Raw genomic sequence first — 18,783 nt, 5'->3', positions numbered from 1 at the left:
TGCCTCCCTGGTTATCAGGCGATATCGCGCAGGGCGATCTCGCTCTTGATACGTTCCAGCACCTGCTCGATGGACAGCTCCGTGGAGTCCAGCTGGATCGCATCGGCCGCCGGCTTGAGCGGGGCCACTGCGCGCTGGGTGTCGCGTTCGTCACGCGCACGAATCTCATCTAGCAGACTCGACAGACTAACATCTTCACCCTTGGACTTCAACTGCAAGTAACGGCGACGAGCACGTTCCTCGGCACTGGCGGTCAGAAAAACCTTCAGCGGAGCGTCAGGGAACACCACAGTGCCCATGTCGCGGCCGTCGGCAATCAGGCCTGGTGCCTCTTGAAATGCGCGCTGACGCTGGAGCAAGGCATCGCGAACCGCTGGCAGCGAAGCTACCATCGAGGCGCCGGCACCAACGGTTTCGGTACGAATGACATTACTGACATCCTCACCCTCTAGAATGATCTGCTGCAACTTGCCAGGTTCTGCAGCGATGAACTGCACATCCAGGTGCGCAGCCAGCGTAACCAGCAGCTCTTCGTTGGTCAGGTCAACGCCATGATTGCTCGCGGCAAAGGCCAGCAAGCGATACAGAGCCCCCGAATCAAGCAAACGCCAGTCCAGCTCACGCGCCAAAAGGCCAGCGACGGTACCTTTACCCGAACCACTTGGACCGTCGATGGTAATGACTGGCGCTTTCAGGCTCACGACTTGCCCTCTTCTGCAACACGGATCCCGACTTCGGCACACAAGGCCAGGAAGTTCGGGAAGGAAGTAGCGACGTTGGCGCAATCATGGATGCGGATCGGCGCAGTAGCGCGCAGCGAGGCCACGCTGAAAGCCATAGCGATACGATGGTCGCCATGCCCGTGCACTTCGCCGCCACCGATTGGGCCGCCGTCAATGATGATGCCGTCCGGAGTCGGCTCGCATTTTACACCCAGGGCCAGCAGACCATCAGCCATGACCTGGATCCGATCGGACTCCTTGACCCGCAACTCTTCCGCGCCACGCAGTACAGTACGGCCTTCTGCGCAAGCTGCAGCCACGAACAACACCGGGAACTCGTCGATGGCCAGCGGCACCAGATGCTCAGGAATCTCGATCCCCTTGAGCTGGGCACCGCGCACATGCAGGTCGGCAACCGGCTCACCACCAACTTCGCGCTGGTTCTCCAGGGTGATATCGCCACCCATCAGGCGCAGGATATCAATCACTCCAGTACGTGTCGGGTTGATACCTACATGCTCGAGCACCAGCTCCGAACCCTGGGCAATCGACGCCGCAACAAGGAAGAACGCCGCAGAGGAGATATCTGCCGGTACTTCAATATGGGTTGCAGTCAGCTTGCCGCCCGACTCGAGAGAGGCGGTAGGACCGTCAACATTCACGCTGTAACCGAAGCCACGCAGCATACGCTCGGTATGATCGCGGGTCGGGGCCGGCTCGGTGACGGTGGTCTTGCCTTCAGCGTACAGGCCTGCCAGCAGCAGGCAGGATTTCACCTGGGCACTGGCCATTGGCAGCGTATAAGTCAGCGCCTTGAGCGTGTGACCGCCACGAATGGTCATCGGCGGACGCCCTTCCGCTGCAGTCTCGATCACCGCACCCATTTCCCTCAGCGGGTTGGCGACACGGTTCATCGGCCGCTTGGAGAGCGAGGCATCGCCAGTCAGCACGGTATCGAACGGCTGAGCGGCCAGCAGACCGGCCAGCAGGCGCATCGAAGTACCGGAATTACCCAGGTAAATCGGGCCGGGCGGCGGCTTGAGGCCATTGAGGCCAACACCATGGATCGTCACACGACCATGGTGCGGACCTTCGATGACCACACCCATGTCACGGAACGCTTGCAGGGTCGCCAGGGCGTCTTCACCTTCAAGGAAACCTTCGACTTCGGTAGTGCCTTCAGCCAGAGAGCCAAGCATGATCGAGCGATGGGAAATCGATTTGTCGCCTGGTACGCGAATACGGCCAGACAATTGGCCACCAGGATTTGCCAGGAAAATCAGGTCATTGGAGTTCATAGCGTCCACATAGGCCCGACGGGCCAGGATTTTGCTGAAATGCTCGCGGGCAACCCTGGCGCGCGTGAAAACGCCCAGCAATTGGTGCCCATCCCCTGCATCGACCGCGTCGCGCAAGGCGTCGAGGTCGCTGCGAAATGTATCCAGTGTGCGCAGGACAGCTTCGCGGTTAGCGAGAAAGATGTCGTGCCACATGACCGGGTCGCTACCCGCGATTCTTGTAAAATCGCGGAACCCCCCGGCAGCGTAACGAAAGATATCCAGGTTTTCATTGCGCTTGGCCAGGGAGTCAACCAGGCCAAAAGCCAACAAATGCGGCAGGTGACTGGTCGCCGCCAGCACTTCGTCGTGGCGCTCGACCTGCATGTGCTCGACGTCCGCATCCAGAGTGCGCCACAGACGATCGACCAGGGCCAGTGCAGCCGGATCGGTTTCTGCCAATGGGGTAAGAATGACTTTATGGCGACGGAACAGTGCGGCATTGGAGGCCTCCACTCCGCTCTGTTCGGAGCCGGCAATCGGATGGCCGGGCACGAAGCATGCCAGCCGCTCGGCAAACGCCTCGCGAGCGGCACGCACTACATTGCCCTTGGCGCTTCCGACATCGGTCAGCACTGCACGCCCGAGATCAAGCTGGGCCAGGCGAGCCAGGAGCTTTTCCATAGCCAGGATCGGTACCGCCAACTGGATGACATCGGCTCCGATACAGGCAGCGGCAAGGTCTTCTTCGCAGCGATCGACCACCCCCAGCTCCACCGCCACCTTGCGCGACTGCGGATCCAGGTCGACACCGACCACCTCGCGACACAAGCCGCTTTCTCGCAGCCCCTTGGCAAAGGAGCCACCGATGAGCCCCAGACCGACCACAACCAGCCTGCCAATGATCGGCTCGACCTTGCTTACCACATGTTCAACCACGGAGCTGGACCCTGTTCAATACTGCTTGTTCGCCATTCATTACCTCAAAGTACCGCTTTGGGATACGAACCCAGCACCTTGAGGGCCACGGCTTCCTGGCTGATTTGCTCCAGCACGGCCTTGATCAGCGGATCACGGTGATGTCCCATGAAGTCGATGAAGAATACATAGGTCCATTTTCCGCTGCGCGAAGGGCGGGTTTCGATACGCGTGAGGTCGATACCGTTCTGGTGAAACGGCACCAGCAGCTCGTGCAGAGCGCCCGGCTTGTTGCTCATCGACACAATGATCGAGGTCTTGTCGTCGCCGGTCGGCGGCACTTCCTGACTACCAATCATCAGGAAGCGCGTGGAGTTATCCGGACGGTCTTCAATCTTCTCGGCCAGACGAGTCAAGCCGTACAGGCCTGCGGCCATATCGCCCGCGATCGCTGCCGAGTTCCACTCACCCTTGACGCGCTTGGCTGCCTCGGCATTGCTTGAAACAGCAACTCGCTCAACGTTGGGGTAATGCGCATCCAGCCACTTGCGGCACTGGGCCAGCGATTGGGCGTGAGAGTAGATGCGACTGATGCTGTCGGTCTTGGTGTTCTCGCCCACCAACAGGTGGTGGTGAATACGCAGCTCGACTTCGCCACAGATGACCATGTCGTGTTCGAGGAAGCTGTCCAGGGTGTGGTTGACCGCACCCTCGGTGGAGTTCTCGACCGGAACCACGCCGAAGTTGACAGCGCCGGCCGCCACCTCACGGAACACTTCGTCGATCGCGGCCATCGGCTTGCTGATCACTGCGTGACCGAAGTGCTTCATGGCCGCGGCCTGGGTGAAGGTACCCTCAGGCCCGAGGTAAGCGACCTTGAGCGGCTGCTCAAGCGCCAGGCACGAGGACATGATTTCACGGAACAACCGCGCCATCTCTTCGTTGCCCAGCGGCCCCTGATTACGCTGCATGACGCGCTTGAGCACTTGCGCTTCACGCTCGGGACGATAGAAGATCGGCTCTTCGCCGGCCGGCAATTCAGCCATCTTCACCCGCGCAACTTCCTGGGCGCAGCGGGCACGGTCACTGATCAGCTCGAGAATTTTCTCGTCGAGGCTGTCAATGCGCACCCGCAGCGCCTTGAGTTCCTGCTCCGACATCAGCCGTGCTCCTTCTCGAATTCGGCCATGTAGGCGACCAGCACCTCTACAGCATCCAGCCCCAGGGCGTTGTAGATCGAGGCACGCATGCCGCCAACTGAACGATGCCCCTTGAGGTTGAGCAGGCCACGCGCGTCAGCACCAGCCAGGAAGGCCTTGTCCAGACGTTCGTCAGCCAGGCGGAACGGCACGTTCATCCATGAACGGGCATTGAGGCTGATCGGGTTGGTATAGAAGTCGCTGCTGTCGATGAAACCGTACAGGCGGTTTTTCTTGGCGCGGTTGCGCTGCTCCATCGCCTCGACGCCGCCCTGCTCCTTCAGCCACTCGAACACGAGGCCCGAGAGGTACCAGGAATAGGTGGCAGGGGTGTTGTACATCGAACCGTTGTCGGCAGCGACCTTGTAGTCGAGCATGGTCGGGCAGCTGCTGCGGGCGTGACCCAGCAAGTCTTCGCGAACGATGACCACCACCAGGCCGCTTGGGCCGATATTCTTCTGCGCGCCGGCATAGATCAGACCGAAATCGGAGACATCGATCGGACGCGAGAGGATGTCCGACGACATGTCGACCACCAGCGGCACATCACCGGTCTGCGGCACCCAGTCGAACTCCAGGCCGCCGATAGTTTCATTCGAGGCATAGTGAACGTAGGCGGCGTTGGGGGTGAGGTTCCACTCGTTCTGGCCTGGAATGGCCAGGTAGTCATAAGGCTTGGCGCTGGCAGCAACGTTGATGTTGCCGAAACGACGGGCTTCCTCGATGGCTTTTTTCGACCAGATACCGGTTTCGATATAGTCGGCAGTGCCATTCTCGGGCAGCAGGTTCAGCGGGATTTCAGCGAACTGCTGGCTCGCACCACCCTGCAGGAACAGTACTTTGTAGTTGGCGGGAACGGACAGCAGGTCACGCAGGTCTTGCTCGGCCTTTTCGGCGATCGCCACGTAGTCGTCGCTACGGTGGCTCATCTCCATCACGGACAAGCCCTTGCCATGCCAGTCCAGCATTTCGGCCTGGGCGCGCTGCAGTACAGCGTCAGGAAGCGCAGCAGGGCCTGCGCAGAAGTTAAAGGCTCGTTTGCTCACATCCACTCTCGCTCTGCTCTTGATGTCCGTGGAGCGGGCCGGACGGCGCAAGCACTGCGCCGTCACGACCACCCCACCAGGGTTGCGCTACTGCGTTGTTTATTCCTGCGGCGCCTCTTCGTCACCAGCGGCCCGGGCCTCTGGTGTCTCGACGGCGTCAGCATCGCCCTCGTAATCCTCGTCGCCTTCCTCTTCGGACGGCTCCTGGACACGCTCCAGGCCTACCAGGGTCTCGTCGCTTGCCAGCTTGATCAGGGTTACACCCTGGGTGTTGCGACCCAGGCTGGAGACCTCGCCGACGCGAGTACGGACCAAGGTGCCCTGGTCGGAGATCAGCATGATCTCTTCACCATCCTGCACCTGTACCGCACCGACCAGGCGGCCGTTGCGCTCATTGCTGACCATGGCGATGACACCCTGGCCGCCACGCTTGTACTCGGGGAACTCGCCGATTTCAGTACGTTTGCCGTAACCACGCTCGGAGGCGGTGAGGATCTGGCTCCCCTCCTCCGGAATGATCATGGAGATCAGTTTCTGACCTTCGGCCAGGCGCATGCCGCGCACACCGCGGGCGGTACGGCCCATGGCGCGAACGTCGGACTCCTTGAAGCGAGTGACCTTGCCGGCGTCGGAGAACAGCATGACCTCACGCTCGCCATCGGTGATGGCAGCGGAAATCAACACGTCGCCTTCGTCCAGTTCCAGCGCGATCAGACCAACACTACGCTGGCGGCTGAAGGACTCCAGCGGGGTCTTCTTGACGGTACCGTTGGCAGTCGCCATGAAGATGAAGTGACCTTCGGTGTACTCCTCGACCGGCAGCATGGTCGAGATGTACTCGCCCTCGTCCAGCGGCAACAGGTTGACCAGCGGTCGACCGCGCGCGGCACGGGAGGCTTCGGGAATTTCGTAGGTCTTGAGCCAGTACACCTTGCCCTTGCTGGAGAACAGCAGCAGCGTGGTGTGGCTGTTGGCGACCAGCAGGTGCGAGATGTAGTCCTCGTCCTTGACGCCAGTGGCCGACTTGCCTTTGCCACCGCGACGCTGGGCCTGGTAGGCGGCCAGCGGCTGGGTCTTGGCGTAGCCGCCATGGGAAATGGTCACGACCCGGTCTTCTTCCGGAATCATGTCACCCAGGGTCAGGTCCAGGCGGGCATCGAGAATTTCGGTGCGACGCACATCGCCGTACTCGGCGCGGATCAGCTCCAGTTCTTCGCGGATCACTTCCATCAGGCGCTCGGCGCTGCTCAGGATGCGGATCAGCTCGCCGATCTGGTTGAGGATCTCCTGGTACTCGGCCAGCAGCTTCTCGTGCTCAAGGCCGGTCAGGCGGTGCAGACGCAGGTCAAGAATGGCCTGGGCCTGCTCTGGGGAGAGGAAGTACTTGCCGTCGCGCAGGCCGAATTGCTCGTCGAGGTTCTCCGGACGGCAGGAGTCGGCACCGGCGCGCTCGACCATCACCTGCACGGCGCTGGATTCCCAAGGCGTGCTGATCAGCGCTTCCTTGGCCTCGGACGGGGTTGGCGAAGCCTTGATCAGGGCGATGACCGGGTCGATGTTGGACAGGGCAACGGCCTGGCCTTCAAGGATATGGCCGCGCTCGCGGGCCTTGCGCAGTTCGAATACGGTACGGCGGGTCACCACTTCGCGGCGGTGACGGACGAAGGCCTCGAGCAGGTCCTTGAGGTTCAGCACCCGTGGACGACCATCGATCAGCGCAACGATGTTGATGCCGAAGACGCTCTGCAGCTGGGTCTGGGCATAGAGGTTGTTGAGGATGACCTCTGGAACCTCGCCGCGACGCAGCTCGATGACGATACGCATGCCGTCCTTGTCGGACTCATCGCGCAGCTCGGTGATACCTTCGAGTTTCTTTTCCTTGACCAGCTCGGCGATCTTCTCGATCAGGCGCGCCTTGTTCAGCTGGTAAGGCAGCTCGGTAACGACGATCTGCTGGCGACCACCGACCTTGTCGATGTCTTCGACAGTGGAGCGTGCGCGCATGTAGATGCGGCCACGACCGGTGCGATAGGCCTCGATAATGCCCTGGCGACCGTTGATGATGGCGGCCGTCGGGAAGTCTGGCCCCGGGATGAACTGCATCAGCTCATCGACCGTGATGTCGGCGTTGTCGATCAGTGCCAGGCAGCCGTCGATGACTTCACCGAGGTTGTGCGGCGGAATGTTGGTCGCCATGCCCACGGCGATACCGCTGGAACCGTTGACCAGCAGATTGGGGATCTTGGTCGGCATGACCGCCGGAATCTGCTCGGTGCCGTCGTAGTTGGGCACCCAGTCGACGGTTTCTTTGTGCAGGTCGGCCAGCAGTTCATGGGCCAGCTTGGTCATACGTACTTCGGTGTATCGCATGGCCGCGGCGTTATCGCCGTCCACCGAACCGAAGTTGCCCTGGCCGTCGACCAGCAGATAGCGCAGCGAGAACGGCTGCGCCATACGGACGATAGTGTCGTAGACCGCGGTATCACCGTGCGGGTGGTACTTACCGATCACGTCACCGACCACACGGGCGGATTTCTTGTACGGTTTGTTCCAGTCGTTACCCAGTTCACTCATCGCATACAGAACGCGGCGATGCACGGGCTTCAAGCCATCACGCGCATCGGGCAGTGCACGCCCGACAATGACGCTCATCGCGTAGTCGAGGTAGGACTGTCTCAGTTCGTCTTCGATATTGACCGGGAGGATTTCTTTGGCCAGTTCGCCCATGAGAAGCCTGATTCCTTTTTCTGGTGAAACCTCGTCACATCCATATGGGACGAACGAAGCTCGCCGCTGCAAAGTGTCTCCTTGCAACGACTTACGACAAATCAACGAGTTAAGCCATGGATCTGCGCAGTAAAGACGGCCCCGCGGGGCCACCTTGGAAACCGTCGGATGTTACCACAATCGCCCAGGCGGTGGGAGTGCGGTGTGGCACTACTACCCTACTGCTCGTCAGTAACGCCCGTTAGCCGCCGCAGGAGGCCGCAAGCGAGGAAAAAGACTCAATGCAAGCGCTTGCGGCACATCAGTTGCGCCATTTTTACCGTGTCTGGCCGTTCAACAACGCCCTTCTCGGTCACGATCACATCAATAAGGTCTGCCGGCGTCACATCAAATACAGGATTGAACGCCTCTACATCGGCACCTACCCGCTTGCCAGCGACCTCCAGCAGTTCACTGCCACTGCGTTCTTCGAGCAAGATGTCTTCGCCACTTTCCAGGTTCATGTCGATACTTGAACTCGACGCCACGACCATGAAGCGCACCCCGTGGTGCATCGCGTTGACCGCCAGCTGGTAAGTTCCGATCTTGTTGGCCACGTCGCCGTTGGCGGCGATGCGATCGGCACCGACTATGACCCAGGTAATGCCCTTGGTCTTCATCAGATGAGCAGCAGCAGAGTCGGCATTGACCGTCAGCGCAATGCCCTCCTCGGCCAGCTCCCAGGCGGTCAGGCGCGAGCCTTGCAACCAGGGCCGGGTTTCGTTGACGTAGACCCGCTCGACCATACCCTCCATAAAGGCTGCTCGAATCACCCCCAGGGCGGTGCCGAAACCGCCAGTGGCCAGCGCACCGTTGTTGCAGTGGGTCAACAGGGCTTGCTCATTGCCCTGGTGCTTGCGAATCAGGTCGACCCCCATCTGCGCCATGGTCAGGTTGGCTTCGCGGTCACTGTCATGGATAGCGATGGCTTCGGCCTCCATGATCGCGGCCACATCCTCACCCTCCTTGATCCGCATCAGGCGCTCGCGCATGCGATTGAGTGCCCAGAACAAATTGGCACCGGTGGGGCGAGCGTGGACGAGCAGCTCGAAATCTTCTTCCAGGGCCATTTCCCAATCATCGCCTTCAGCCAGGCGCTGGCGAACGGCCATGGCAAGCCCATAGGCAGCGCTGATACCAATGGCAGGGGCGCCGCGCACCGTCATCGAGCGGATGGCCTGGGCCACCTCGGCAGCACTCGAACAGGCCCGCCAGGTCTGCTCGAAAGGTAAAACGCGCTGATCGAGCAGGTACAGGACGCCATCACGCCAATCGATGGCGTTCACCTTCTCTGCTGCCAGTAGTCGATCGCGCATGCCTCACCCCGTCATTCGGACATCAAAAGCGGGCGATTATAGCGAGCCCCAGGCGCGGACGCTCGGGTATACTTCGCCTCCAGCCCAAGTACCCCAGGGAAATCCTGCCATGCCCAAACCCGCTACGCCGCTCGACCTGCTGCTCCTGCCGACCTGGCTGGTGCCTGTCGAACCTGCCGGGGTGGTATTGAAGGATCATGGCCTGGGGATTCGCGAGGGGAAGATCGTGTTCATCGGCCCCAGGGCCGAGGCTGAACGCTTCGATGCCAGCGAAACGCGCGAGCTGCCCGGCTGCCTGCTAAGCCCCGGCTTGGTCAATGCCCACGGCCACGCGGCCATGACCCTGTTCCGCGGCTTGGCCGATGACCTGCCACTGATGACCTGGCTCGAAGAACACATCTGGCCGGCTGAAGGTCGCTGGGTCGACGAGGCGTTCGTTCGTGATGGCACCGACCTGGCCATCGCCGAACAGATCAAAGGCGGCATTACCTGTTTCTCCGACATGTATTTCTTCCCCAAGATCGCCAGCGAATGCGTACACAATAGTGGCATTCGCGCACAGGTTGCCGTGCCATTGCTGGATTTTCCGATTCCTGGCGCGCGCAGCACCGAAGAGGCTCTGCAGCTGGGTGTCGAACTGTTCGGCGACCTGCGCCACCACCCACGCATCACCGTCGCCCTGGGCCCGCACGCACCCTATACGGTGAGCGATGAGAACCTGGAGAAAATCCGGGTAATCGCCGAGGAACTGGACGCGCCGATCCACATGCATATTCATGAAACCGCCTTTGAAGTGGAGCAATCCCTGGCCACCCGCGGCGAGCGCCCGCTGGCACGTCTCGCCCGCCTGGGCTTGCTGGGCCCGCGCCTGCAGGCAGTACACATGACCCAGGTCAGCGACGAAGACCTGGCCCTGCTGGTAGAAAGCAACACCAGCGTGGTGCATTGCCCGGAATCCAACCTCAAGCTGGCCAGCGGTTTTTGCCCGGTCGAGCGCCTGTGGCAAGCCGGGGTGAATGTCGCGGTGGGCACCGATGGTGCCGCCAGCAACAATGACCTCGACCTGCTCGGCGAAACGCGGACCGCGGCCCTGCTGGCCAAGGCCGTAGCCGGCTCGGCAAGCGCCCTGGACGCCCACAGAGCGTTGCGCATGGCCACCCTAAACGGTGCCCGCGCGCTGGGCCTGGAAGCAGTGATCGGGTCACTGGAAATCGGCAAGGCCGCCGACCTGGTCGCCTTCGACCTGTCGGGCCTGGCCCAACAACCCATCTATGAACCTGTTTCACAACTGATTTATGCCAGTGGCCGCGACTGCGTAAAGCATGTGTGGGTCGCTGGCAAGCAATTGCTTGACGAACGCCGCCTGACCCGCCTGGACGAACAGGCCCTGCATGCCAAAGCGTGCGCCTGGGGCCAGCGGATCGGCGAACGTACCGAATGACCGGCCGGCAGCGAAGTCTGCCGGCCCGTAGCACCTTTATCAAAGTTTCAGAGGACTGTTCCATGAGCAACGTCGACCACGCCGAAATCGCCAAGTTCGAAGCCCTGGCCCACCGCTGGTGGGACCGTGAGAGCGAGTTCAAGCCACTGCACGACATCAACCCGCTGCGGGTCAACTGGATCGACGAGCGGGTCAAGCTGGCCGGCAAGAAGGTTCTCGATGTCGGCTGCGGCGGCGGCATCCTCAGCGAGGCCATGGCCTTGCGCGGCGCCACCGTGACCGGTATCGACATGGGTGAAGCGCCCTTGGCCGTGGCCCAACTGCACCAGCTCGAATCCGGGGTACAGGTCGAGTACCGCCAGACCACAGCCGAAGCCCTGGCCGAAGAAATGCCCGAGCAGTTCGATGTGGTCACTTGCCTCGAGATGCTCGAGCACGTGCCAGACCCGTCCTCGGTCATCCGCGCCTGCTATCGCATGGTCAAACCGGGCGGCCAGGTGTTCTTCTCGACCATCAACCGCAACCCCAAGGCCTACCTGTTCGCGATCATTGGCGCCGAATACATCATGAAGCTGCTGCCGCGCGGCACCCACGATTTCAAGAAGTTCATCCGCCCCTCGGAGCTGGGTGCCTGGAGCCGCGAGGCCGGCCTGAATGTCAAAGACATCATCGGCCTGACCTACAACCCGTTGACCAAGCACTACAAGCTGGCCAGCGATGTCGACGTCAATTACATGATCCAGACCCTTCGCGAGGAATGAACATGCGTTTGCGAGCAGTACTTTTCGACATGGACGGCACCCTGCTCGACACGGCGCCGGACTTCATCGCTATTTGCCAGGCCATGCTTGCCTATCGCGGCCTGCCTGCCATTGACGACCAGCGGATCCGTGACGTGATCTCCGGCGGCGCCCGGGCAATGGTCGAAGTCACCTTCGGCATCACGCCTGAAGTGGCAGAATTCGAGGCCTTGCGCCTTGAGTTCCTCGAGCGTTACCAGCGCGACTGCGCAGTCCACAGCAAACTGTTCGACGGCATGGCCGAGCTGCTGGCCGACATCGAGAAAGGCAACCTGCTGTGGGGCGTGGTGACCAACAAGCCGGTGCGCTTCGCCGAACCCATCATGCAGCGCCTGGGCCTGGCCGAGCGCTCTGCCCTGCTGATCTGCCCTGATCACGTGAAGAACAGCAAGCCCGATCCCGAGCCGCTGATCCTCGCCTGCAAGACCCTGAACCTGGACCCGGCCAGTGTCCTGTTCGTCGGCGACGATCTGCGCGACATCGAGTCGGGCCGCGATGCCGGCACCCGCACGGCAGCGGTACGCTATGGCTATATCCATCCAGAAGACAATCCCAACAACTGGGGTGCGGATGTGGTGGTCGATCATCCGCTGGAGCTGCGCAAGGTGCTTGATAGCGCGCTTTGCGGTTGCTGACCCATAAAAGCATCGCGGGGCAAGCCCGCTCCCAGCGCTCCGTGATGCCGCACCACAATTGAAGAGGTAACCCCATGTTCGATTACTCCGCCCGCCCCGACCTGCTCAAGGGCCGGACCATCCTGGTCACCGGCGCAGGTCGCGGAATCGGCGCAGCTGCCGCCAAGGCCTATGCCGCGCACGGCGCCACCGTCTTGCTGCTGGGCAAGACCGAAGGCAACTTGACCGAGGTCTACGATCAGATCGAAGCCGCCGGCCACCCGAAGCCTGCCGTCATTCCCTTCAACCTGGAAACGGCCCTGCCACACCAGTACGACGAACTGGCGGCCATGATCGAAAACGAGTTCGGCCATATTGACGGCCTGCTCCACAACGCCTCGATCATTGGTCCGCGCACACCGCTGGAGCAGCTTTCGGGCGACAACTTCATGCGCGTCATGCAGATCAACGTCAACGCCATGTTCATGCTGACCAGCACCCTCCTGCCGCTGCTGAAGCTGTCCCAGGATGCGTCGGTGATCTTCACCTCCAGCAGCGTCGGGCGCAAAGGCCGAGCCTACTGGGGTGCTTATGGGGTGTCGAAGTTCGCCACCGAGGGCCTGATGCAGACCCTCGCCGACGAACTTGAAGGCGTGGCGCCCGTACGGGCCAACAGCGTCAACCCAGGCGCCACCCGCACCAGCATGCGCGCCCAGGCCTATCCGGGCGAGAACCCGGAGAACAATCCGCTGCCAGAGCAGATCATGCCGGTCTACCTGTACCTGATGGGCCCAGATAGCACCGGTATCAATGGTCAGGCGTTCAACGCCCAGTAAGCTCAGCCCTCTGCCAGTTCCGCCTGATGCCGGGCGGGCTGGCGCTGCTCCTGCTGCATGCAGCGCTCAAGGAACAGGAACATGCAGTCGTAACTCTTGCAGATTGCCCGGCGCAGCTCGGTCTGCAATGCCCGGGACGGGTTGTTGCCCGCCAGGGTACAGACGATTTCCAGCGCTTCCCACGGGTGCGAGTCATCGTACTGGGCATGCATCTTCAACCACTTCATCGCCCGCTTGCGCCCCTCCTCCGGGAAACCCTGGGCATAAGTGCCGGTCGAGCAGACCAGGGCCGACCATTCTCCCGTGGCCCCTTCGATCGCATAGTTGGTTGCCGCGATGGCAATCACCAATGCGTCGGCGGTGCAGGTATGCCAACACCAATCGCTCAAGGCGTTGAGTTCGGTCGGCACCTCCTGGGCCTGCAGGTCCTGCAGACTGACCCCATGGGCCTGGCTCCAGTAAACCCAGTAATCGGCATGATTGAGCTCGACTCGAATGTTGCGCATCAGCCAACGCCGCGCCATGTCCTCCCCAGGATGGCGGGCGTAGCGGGTCTTGGTCAGGTTCTTGGCCATGTAGAGGGAAAACTGCTCAACCACGGGCCAACCACCGATCAGGTATTGGCGCAGGGTACGGGCGCTCAGCCGGCCGTCCCGCATGCGATGGTAAAGCTCGTGCTCCACCACCCGAGACTTGCTCGGTTGACAGTCCTTGATCATCTGCTGAGCCCAGAGCGGGTAACTGCTGGGGTCCATCAACGGACCAGTTCGAATAAACGCGTCAATCACTCTCAACTCCTTGTTCCTTGTGATTATTGGCAGATGCTCAGCGAAAGGCTCCTGGCGCCCTGGATAACAGGGGCCTTGCAGCAATCCGCTGGCGCCGAAGGCTATCGCAGGTAAATACCTGCGGTCGCTCGATCAGGTAACCCTGGGCGTAATCGACGCCTATTTCCTGCAGGGCCTGTTCAATCAGCGGGGTTTCGACGAACTCGGCGATGGTGCGCTTGCCCATGACATGGCCGATATGATTGATCACCTCCACCATGGCCCGGTTGACCGGATCATCGAGCATGTCCTTGACGAAGCTGCCGTCGATCTTGAGGAAGTCGACAGGCAAGTGCTTCAGGTAAGCGAACGAAGACATCCCGGCGCAAAAGTCATCCAGCGAGAAACGACAGCCCAATCCCTTGAGCTCGTTGATAAAGCGAATGGCGCTGCCGAGGTTGGCTATTGCGCTGGTTTCAGTGATCTCGAAACAGATCAGGTGAGGCGGAATGGCAAACTCGCCAAACAGACGCTGCAGGTACTCAAGGAATTTGTCGTCGCCGATACTGCTGCCCGACAGATTGATTGCGCACATGGCCAACGGGCCTTCCCGACGCTCATCGAGGCATTGGCGGATGACCGTGAACACACTGCGCACCACCCAACGATCCAGCGCGGTCATTAGCCCGTAACGCTCGGCGGCGGGAATGAAGCTGTCGGGCAGAATGATCCGCCCACCCTCATCGTGCAGGCGCAACAGGATTTCCAGGTGGCCGGCGCCCCCATGGCAGCCGAGCGCGGCGATTTCCTGGGCATACAGGCAAAAGCGATTCTCTTCCAATGCCACATGAAGTCGCTGGATCCAGGCCATTTCACCGAAGCGCATGGACAGCTCGCTGTCGTCGGCATGATAGACCTGCACGCGGTTGCGGCCTTTCTCCTTGGCCATGTAGCACGCCATGTCGGCTGCACGCAGGGAAGCTTCCAGCGTTGCCGGCGCCTGAGTGATGTGTACCAGCCCAACGCTCACAGTGGTCATGAACGGGCGCCCCTTCCAGACAAAATGCAAGCTCTGGACCGCCAGGCGCAAGCTTTCGGCGATACGTTCGGCCTGCTCCTGCGGGCAGTTCTCAAGCAGAATGCCAAACTCGTCGCCCCCGAGCCTGGCCAGGGTATCGCCCTCTCGCAGCCCAGCTTGCAGCACGGCGCAGATGTGCCGCAGCAACTCGTCCCCTGCGGCATGGCCACAGGTGTCGTTCACCAGCTTGAACTGATCCAGGTCCAGGAACATCAGGGCATGGCGAGCCGGCTTGCGCGCCAGGGCATTGAGCGCCAGTTCAAGGCGGTACTCGAACTCCCGGCGGTTGGCCAGCCCAGTCAAGGCATCATGGGTAGCCTGCCAGGACAGGTTGGCGATGTACTGGCGCTCCTGAGTCATGTCATGCAGCACCAGTACGATGCCACTGACCCTGCCTTCGGCCATGATCGGTGCGCCCACCAGCGCCACCGACACAGTGCTGCCATCAAGCCGTTGAATCAGCTTGATGTGCTCGCTTCCACCCTTGAGACCACCGCTGAGGATGTGATCGAGCAGCGTCCGGCCATCTTTCTCGGCATTCTCGTCCAGCAAACTGAACAAGGCGGCCAACGGCAACCCCTGGGCCTGGGCGGCGTGCCAGTGCGTCAACTGCTCGGCCGCCGGATTCATATAGGCGATGCACCCATCGACATCAGTGGTGATCACACCGTCGCCGATCGACTCCAAGGTGACCTGCGCCCGCTCCTTCTCCACTTCCAGGGCAGTGGCAAATGCCTGACGCTGGGCCAGCAGCTTGCTTGAACGCATCCAGGCCAGGGCAATCAGGAACAGTGCAGTCGCCAGGTTGGTCAGCAACAGCACTCGCAACAGCATGCGCGAACCTTCACCCAAGGCATCGCTGAAGGCCCGCGCGGCGGGAGTGACATCCTCATTGATTTCGGCGATGCGCGCCTTCCATTGGGTCACCGCGTAAGCATCGGCCCGGCCCGAACGGAAACCCTCATGCATTTGTACAGCTACTTCATCCAGTTGACTAAGGTAGCCATCGCCCACTGCCCAGAGCGCGATGGCCTTCTTCAGGTAACTCACCTGGCCAAAGTTCAAATACAACCAGATCAGGCCCGGGACATCGTCGGGGTGGTTTCCGCCCTGCAAAATGCCACGGCGCGCCGCGTCCAGGTCCGGGGTGGGCAAATCCAGGGCGACCCGCAGTTCATGCCCGCCTTGCGGCACGGCAATGGCTTTGCGGTACTTGCGAAAATCAGCCAGGTCACGACTGTCGGCATACAGTGTGAGGTAATAGATGGCGTCCTTCTGCCCCTTGGACCAGAGGCTCTCCCCCGCCACATAGCCGCGCACCGCCGACAACGCGTAAAGACTGATGCTTCCCAGCAACGCCTGAAACAGCACCACGGCAACAAATGGCCAGATAATGCCCAACAACCGCGGCGCTTCGAGAGTCCGTTTTCGCTTCATGAGGTCCCTTGCACATAGAGCTGAATGAATCTCTACCTACAACCCCACAGCCTAGGCTATTTGCCATTGAATCTGGAGAGCTTTTCTCATTTACATGACGGGCACGCTCAACTCTGTTGCAAATGCCCATACAGCTTGGCGTATAAGCCGCCACCGGCGATCAGTTGCTGGTGATCGCCATCCTCGGCCACGTGCCCACCGTCGAACACCAGCACACGATCAGCCTGCTTCACCGCCGACAATCGGTGGGCAATGATCAGCGTGGTGCGCGCACTGAGAAAACGCGTCAATGCCAGGTGCAGGTTGTACTCAGTGGCGGCATCCAGGGCCGACGTGGCCTCGTCGAGAATCACCACCTTGGGCTCGGCCAGCACCATCCGCGCAATTGCCAGGCGCTGGCGCTGGCCCCCCGAAAGGCGCACGCCCGAACGCCCGACCACGGTATCCAGGCCGTGGGGCAAGGCGGCAATGGTGGTGTCGAGCTGGGCGATATTGAGTGCCTGCCAGCAGGCTTCGTCGCTGCTGTCGCGCCCCATGGTGAGGTTGGCACGAACGGTGTCATTGAACAGCGACGGATGCTGCAGCACCACTGCCACATGCTCACGCAGGGTTTCCAGGCCAATGTCCTGCAAGGTCGAGCCACCAAAGCGAATGGTCCCTGCCTGGGCGCTGTAGAGCCCGAGCAACAATTGCACCAGGGTACTCTTGCCGCCACCACTGGCACCGACAATGGCCACCTTCTCCCCAGGCGCGATCGACAGGTTCAACTGGTCGAGCACCGGTTCATCGGCGTAGGCAAAGCGCAGGCCTTGAACCTCGATACCCACCGTGTCGCGCCCCTTGAACGGATCGACACCCCCGGGATACTGCGGCTCGTCGGCACGTGCCAGCAGCTCGTTGAGCCGGCTCAAGGCACCGCCGGCGGCGTAGTAGGCGTACTGCAGATTGAGGAGTTGCTCGACCGGGCCAATCATGAACCACAGGTAGCTGAACACCGCCAGCATCTGGCCAATGGACAGGTCGGAAAACAACACGGTAAGCATCGCCGCCGCGCGGAAGATATCGATGCCGAACTGGAAGAGCAATCCACTGGCCCGGCTACTGGCATCGCTTTTCCACTGCGAGGCAACCGCATAATTGCGTACCTCCTGGGCACGCATGCCCAAGCGCCCGAGGAAATAGCCCTGGCGATTGCTGGCGCGGATCTCCTGGATGGCGTCCAGGGTTTCCGTCAGGGCCTGTGTGAAGCGCGAGGTACTGTCGTTTTCCAGTTTCTTCAGGTGCTTGACCCGTTTGCCCAACTGCACCGTGGCGAAGATCACCAGGGGGTTGAACAGCAGGATCAGCATCGCCAGCTGCCAGTGCATCCAGATCAGGATGGCGGCGGTGCCGGTCAGGGTCAGCATGGCCACCAGGAAGCGGCTCAAGGTCTCGCCGACAAACTTGTCGAGGGTGTCCAGGTCGGTGACCAGGTGGGTCGTTACCGTGCCACTGCCCAGGCTTTCATACTCTTTGAGCGAAATTCGCTTGAGCCGCTCGATCAGGCGGATACGCAGGCGATAGACAATGTCCTTGGCCAGGCCCGCAAACAACTTGGCCTGTACAACGTTGAAGGCCAGTGCGGCACAACGCAGCCCCAGGGTTACCACCAACATCAGACCGATGTAGCCAGCGGCGACCTGCCAATTGGCGGGAAGGAACTGGTTCATCCACTTGAGCGCGGCATCACCATGGCCCAGCAGGACTTCATCCACCAACAGGGGCAACAGCAAGGGAATGGGCACACTGCACAGCGCCGCCAATACAGCGACACCATTGGCAACCCACAAGGCTTTTTTATGGTGCAGGGCCAGGCGGCGGATTTCCGCCCAGCTCAGACGATCGGCAACGGTGGGGGCAGGCCCCGGCACAGGGTCGGGCGACCCTGGCAGGTCAAGCACAGGCGGCCTGCTGTAGCCAGCGCCCGAGCAGCGGGCTCAGGGACTCCACTGGCTGGTAGCCATTGGTGAGCAGCGCCAGTTGCCCGTTGCGCTCGGCAAGCAAGGTGGGAAAGCCCGCGATCCCCAGGTCCTGCACCCAGGTGAAGTCAGCCGCAGTGGCTGCGCGCACCTCGGTACTGGCAAAGCGCTCGGCAAACACCGAGCGCTCAAAACCGGCCTGCTCGGCCAGTTCAACCAGCTTGGGGGCCAGGGTGACGTCTTCGCCACCTTGGTAGAACGCCTGCTGGATCGCGCCGAGCAATGCCCAGGTGCGCTGCGGGTCAAGGCCACGGGCGGCCACCAGGGCACGGCAGGCAGGCTCGGTGTCGTAGACAAAACCGTCCGGCATCGCGCCTTCAAGGGTGAAGGGTTGGCCCGTTGCCTCGTTGACCGCCTGCCAATGCTCCAGGATATAGCCCCGGGTCGATGCATCCAGTGCGCTGCTGCCTGTACGCAACCCACCTGGCACCAGGTGAGTTTCGACCCCGGCGTCCAGCGCCTGGGCAATCAGGGCCTGGGCCACGGGTGCGAACCCCCAGCACCAGGAGCACATCGGGTCCATCACATAAAGCAGGCGTGCAGACATC

The 18,783-nt window shown here is 61.4% G+C and carries 14 protein-coding genes; 4 read left to right on the top strand and 10 right to left on the bottom strand.

Annotated elements, in window-relative coordinates; all coding sequences use genetic code 11:
- Nucleotides 1–14 precede the first annotated feature (14 nt).
- From cmk to mtnA, 6 genes are all read right to left on the bottom strand, one after another.
- Nucleotides 15–701 (bottom strand): (d)CMP kinase, encoded by a 687-nt coding sequence (gene cmk, locus ABVN19_RS03220; RefSeq protein WP_105641723.1) that lies wholly within the window; start codon nt 699–701, stop codon nt 15–17.
- On the bottom strand, nt 698–2,905 hold the full coding sequence (locus ABVN19_RS03215; protein WP_256585827.1) for a bifunctional prephenate dehydrogenase/3-phosphoshikimate 1-carboxyvinyltransferase: 2,208 nt from the start codon (nt 2,903–2,905) through the stop codon (nt 698–700). Before ABVN19_RS03215 ends, cmk begins: the two co-directional genes overlap by 4 nt.
- 77 nt (nt 2,906–2,982) lie before the next feature.
- Nucleotides 2,983–4,077 (bottom strand): prephenate dehydratase, encoded by a 1,095-nt coding sequence (gene pheA / locus ABVN19_RS03210; RefSeq protein ID WP_028943674.1) that lies wholly within the window; start codon nt 4,075–4,077, stop codon nt 2,983–2,985.
- The gene (gene serC, locus ABVN19_RS03205) at nt 4,077–5,162 is read right to left on the bottom strand and encodes a 3-phosphoserine/phosphohydroxythreonine transaminase (RefSeq protein ID WP_028943673.1); all 1,086 of its coding nucleotides are present in this window, start codon (nt 5,160–5,162) and stop codon (nt 4,077–4,079) included. The genes pheA and serC overlap by 1 nt, the downstream gene beginning before the upstream one ends.
- Nucleotides 5,163–5,261: 99 nt before the next feature.
- Nucleotides 5,262–7,889 (bottom strand): DNA gyrase subunit A, encoded by a 2,628-nt coding sequence (gyrA, locus tag ABVN19_RS03200; RefSeq protein ID WP_028943672.1) that lies wholly within the window; start codon nt 7,887–7,889, stop codon nt 5,262–5,264.
- Between the two features lie 278 nt (nt 7,890–8,167).
- Nucleotides 8,168–9,244 carry an S-methyl-5-thioribose-1-phosphate isomerase gene (gene mtnA / locus ABVN19_RS03195; RefSeq protein WP_105641721.1) on the bottom strand — a complete coding sequence of 359 codons (1,077 nt, stop codon included), beginning with the start codon at nt 9,242–9,244 and terminating at the stop codon, nt 8,168–8,170.
- Between the two features lie 109 nt (nt 9,245–9,353).
- Here mtnA and ABVN19_RS03190 point away from each other — a divergent pair, with 109 nt between their 5' ends.
- From ABVN19_RS03190 to ABVN19_RS03175, 4 genes are all read left to right on the top strand, one after another.
- Nucleotides 9,354–10,685 carry a TRZ/ATZ family hydrolase gene (locus ABVN19_RS03190; protein WP_028943670.1) on the top strand — a complete coding sequence of 444 codons (1,332 nt, stop codon included), beginning with the start codon at nt 9,354–9,356 and terminating at the stop codon, nt 10,683–10,685.
- A 62-nt stretch (nt 10,686–10,747) separates the two neighbouring features.
- The gene (ubiG, locus tag ABVN19_RS03185) at nt 10,748–11,446 is read left to right on the top strand and encodes a bifunctional 2-polyprenyl-6-hydroxyphenol methylase/3-demethylubiquinol 3-O-methyltransferase UbiG (RefSeq protein WP_028943669.1); all 699 of its coding nucleotides are present in this window, start codon (nt 10,748–10,750) and stop codon (nt 11,444–11,446) included.
- A gap of 2 nt (nt 11,447–11,448) precedes the next feature.
- Complete coding sequence (mupP, locus tag ABVN19_RS03180; RefSeq protein WP_105641720.1) at nt 11,449–12,120, top strand: N-acetylmuramic acid 6-phosphate phosphatase MupP; 672 nt, start codon at nt 11,449–11,451, stop codon at nt 12,118–12,120.
- 74 nt (nt 12,121–12,194) lie between these two features.
- Entirely contained in the window at nt 12,195–12,935 is a 741-nt protein-coding gene (locus ABVN19_RS03175; protein ID WP_028943667.1) for a YciK family oxidoreductase, read from the top strand.
- 2 nt (nt 12,936–12,937) lie between these two features.
- Here ABVN19_RS03175 and ABVN19_RS03170 read toward each other — a convergent pair whose 3' ends face one another.
- The 4 genes from ABVN19_RS03170 to ABVN19_RS03155 all read right to left on the bottom strand — a co-directional run bounded on the left by ABVN19_RS03170 (nt 12,938) and on the right by ABVN19_RS03155 (nt 18,782).
- Nucleotides 12,938–13,723: an iron-containing redox enzyme family protein gene (locus ABVN19_RS03170; RefSeq protein ID WP_028943666.1), complete on the bottom strand. Its 786-nt coding sequence runs from the start codon at nt 13,721–13,723 to the stop codon at nt 12,938–12,940.
- 37 nt (nt 13,724–13,760) lie between these two features.
- Nucleotides 13,761–16,217 carry an EAL domain-containing protein gene (locus ABVN19_RS03165; RefSeq protein WP_028943665.1) on the bottom strand — a complete coding sequence of 819 codons (2,457 nt, stop codon included), beginning with the start codon at nt 16,215–16,217 and terminating at the stop codon, nt 13,761–13,763.
- A 107-nt stretch (nt 16,218–16,324) separates the two neighbouring features.
- Nucleotides 16,325–18,157: an ABC transporter ATP-binding protein gene (locus ABVN19_RS03160; protein ID WP_028943664.1), complete on the bottom strand. Its 1,833-nt coding sequence runs from the start codon at nt 18,155–18,157 to the stop codon at nt 16,325–16,327.
- Nucleotides 18,150–18,782, bottom strand: a complete 633-nt coding sequence (locus ABVN19_RS03155; protein WP_028943663.1) for a DsbA family protein — start codon at nt 18,780–18,782, stop codon at nt 18,150–18,152. The genes ABVN19_RS03160 and ABVN19_RS03155 overlap by 8 nt, the downstream gene beginning before the upstream one ends.
- Nucleotide 18,783: the final 1 nt, after the last annotated feature.

Origin of the sequence: Pseudomonas vranovensis (genome assembly GCF_040438935.1) — a bacterium.
In the GTDB taxonomy this organism is placed as follows: domain Bacteria; phylum Pseudomonadota; class Gammaproteobacteria; order Pseudomonadales; family Pseudomonadaceae; genus Aquipseudomonas; species Aquipseudomonas vranovensis.
Note: the sequence above shows the minus strand (reverse complement) of the source record. Positions and strands in the feature narration are given on the sequence as shown.

Coding starts and splice junctions, on each gene's coding strand:
- pheA (WP_028943674.1), bottom strand. CDS start 4,077: ATGTCGGAGCAGGAACTCAAGGCGCTGCGGGTGCGCATTGACAGCCTC.
- gyrA (WP_028943672.1), bottom strand. CDS start 7,889: ATGGGCGAACTGGCCAAAGAAATCCTCCCGGTCAATATCGAAGACGAA.
- mtnA (WP_105641721.1), bottom strand. CDS start 9,244: ATGCGCGATCGACTACTGGCAGCAGAGAAGGTGAACGCCATCGATTGG.
- ABVN19_RS03190 (WP_028943670.1), top strand. CDS start 9,354: ATGCCCAAACCCGCTACGCCGCTCGACCTGCTGCTCCTGCCGACCTGG.
- ubiG (WP_028943669.1), top strand. CDS start 10,748: ATGAGCAACGTCGACCACGCCGAAATCGCCAAGTTCGAAGCCCTGGCC.
- mupP (WP_105641720.1), top strand. CDS start 11,449: ATGCGTTTGCGAGCAGTACTTTTCGACATGGACGGCACCCTGCTCGAC.
- ABVN19_RS03175 (WP_028943667.1), top strand. CDS start 12,195: ATGTTCGATTACTCCGCCCGCCCCGACCTGCTCAAGGGCCGGACCATC.
- ABVN19_RS03165 (WP_028943665.1), bottom strand. CDS start 16,217: ATGAAGCGAAAACGGACTCTCGAAGCGCCGCGGTTGTTGGGCATTATC.
- ABVN19_RS03155 (WP_028943663.1), bottom strand. CDS start 18,782: ATGTCTGCACGCCTGCTTTATGTGATGGACCCGATGTGCTCCTGGTGC.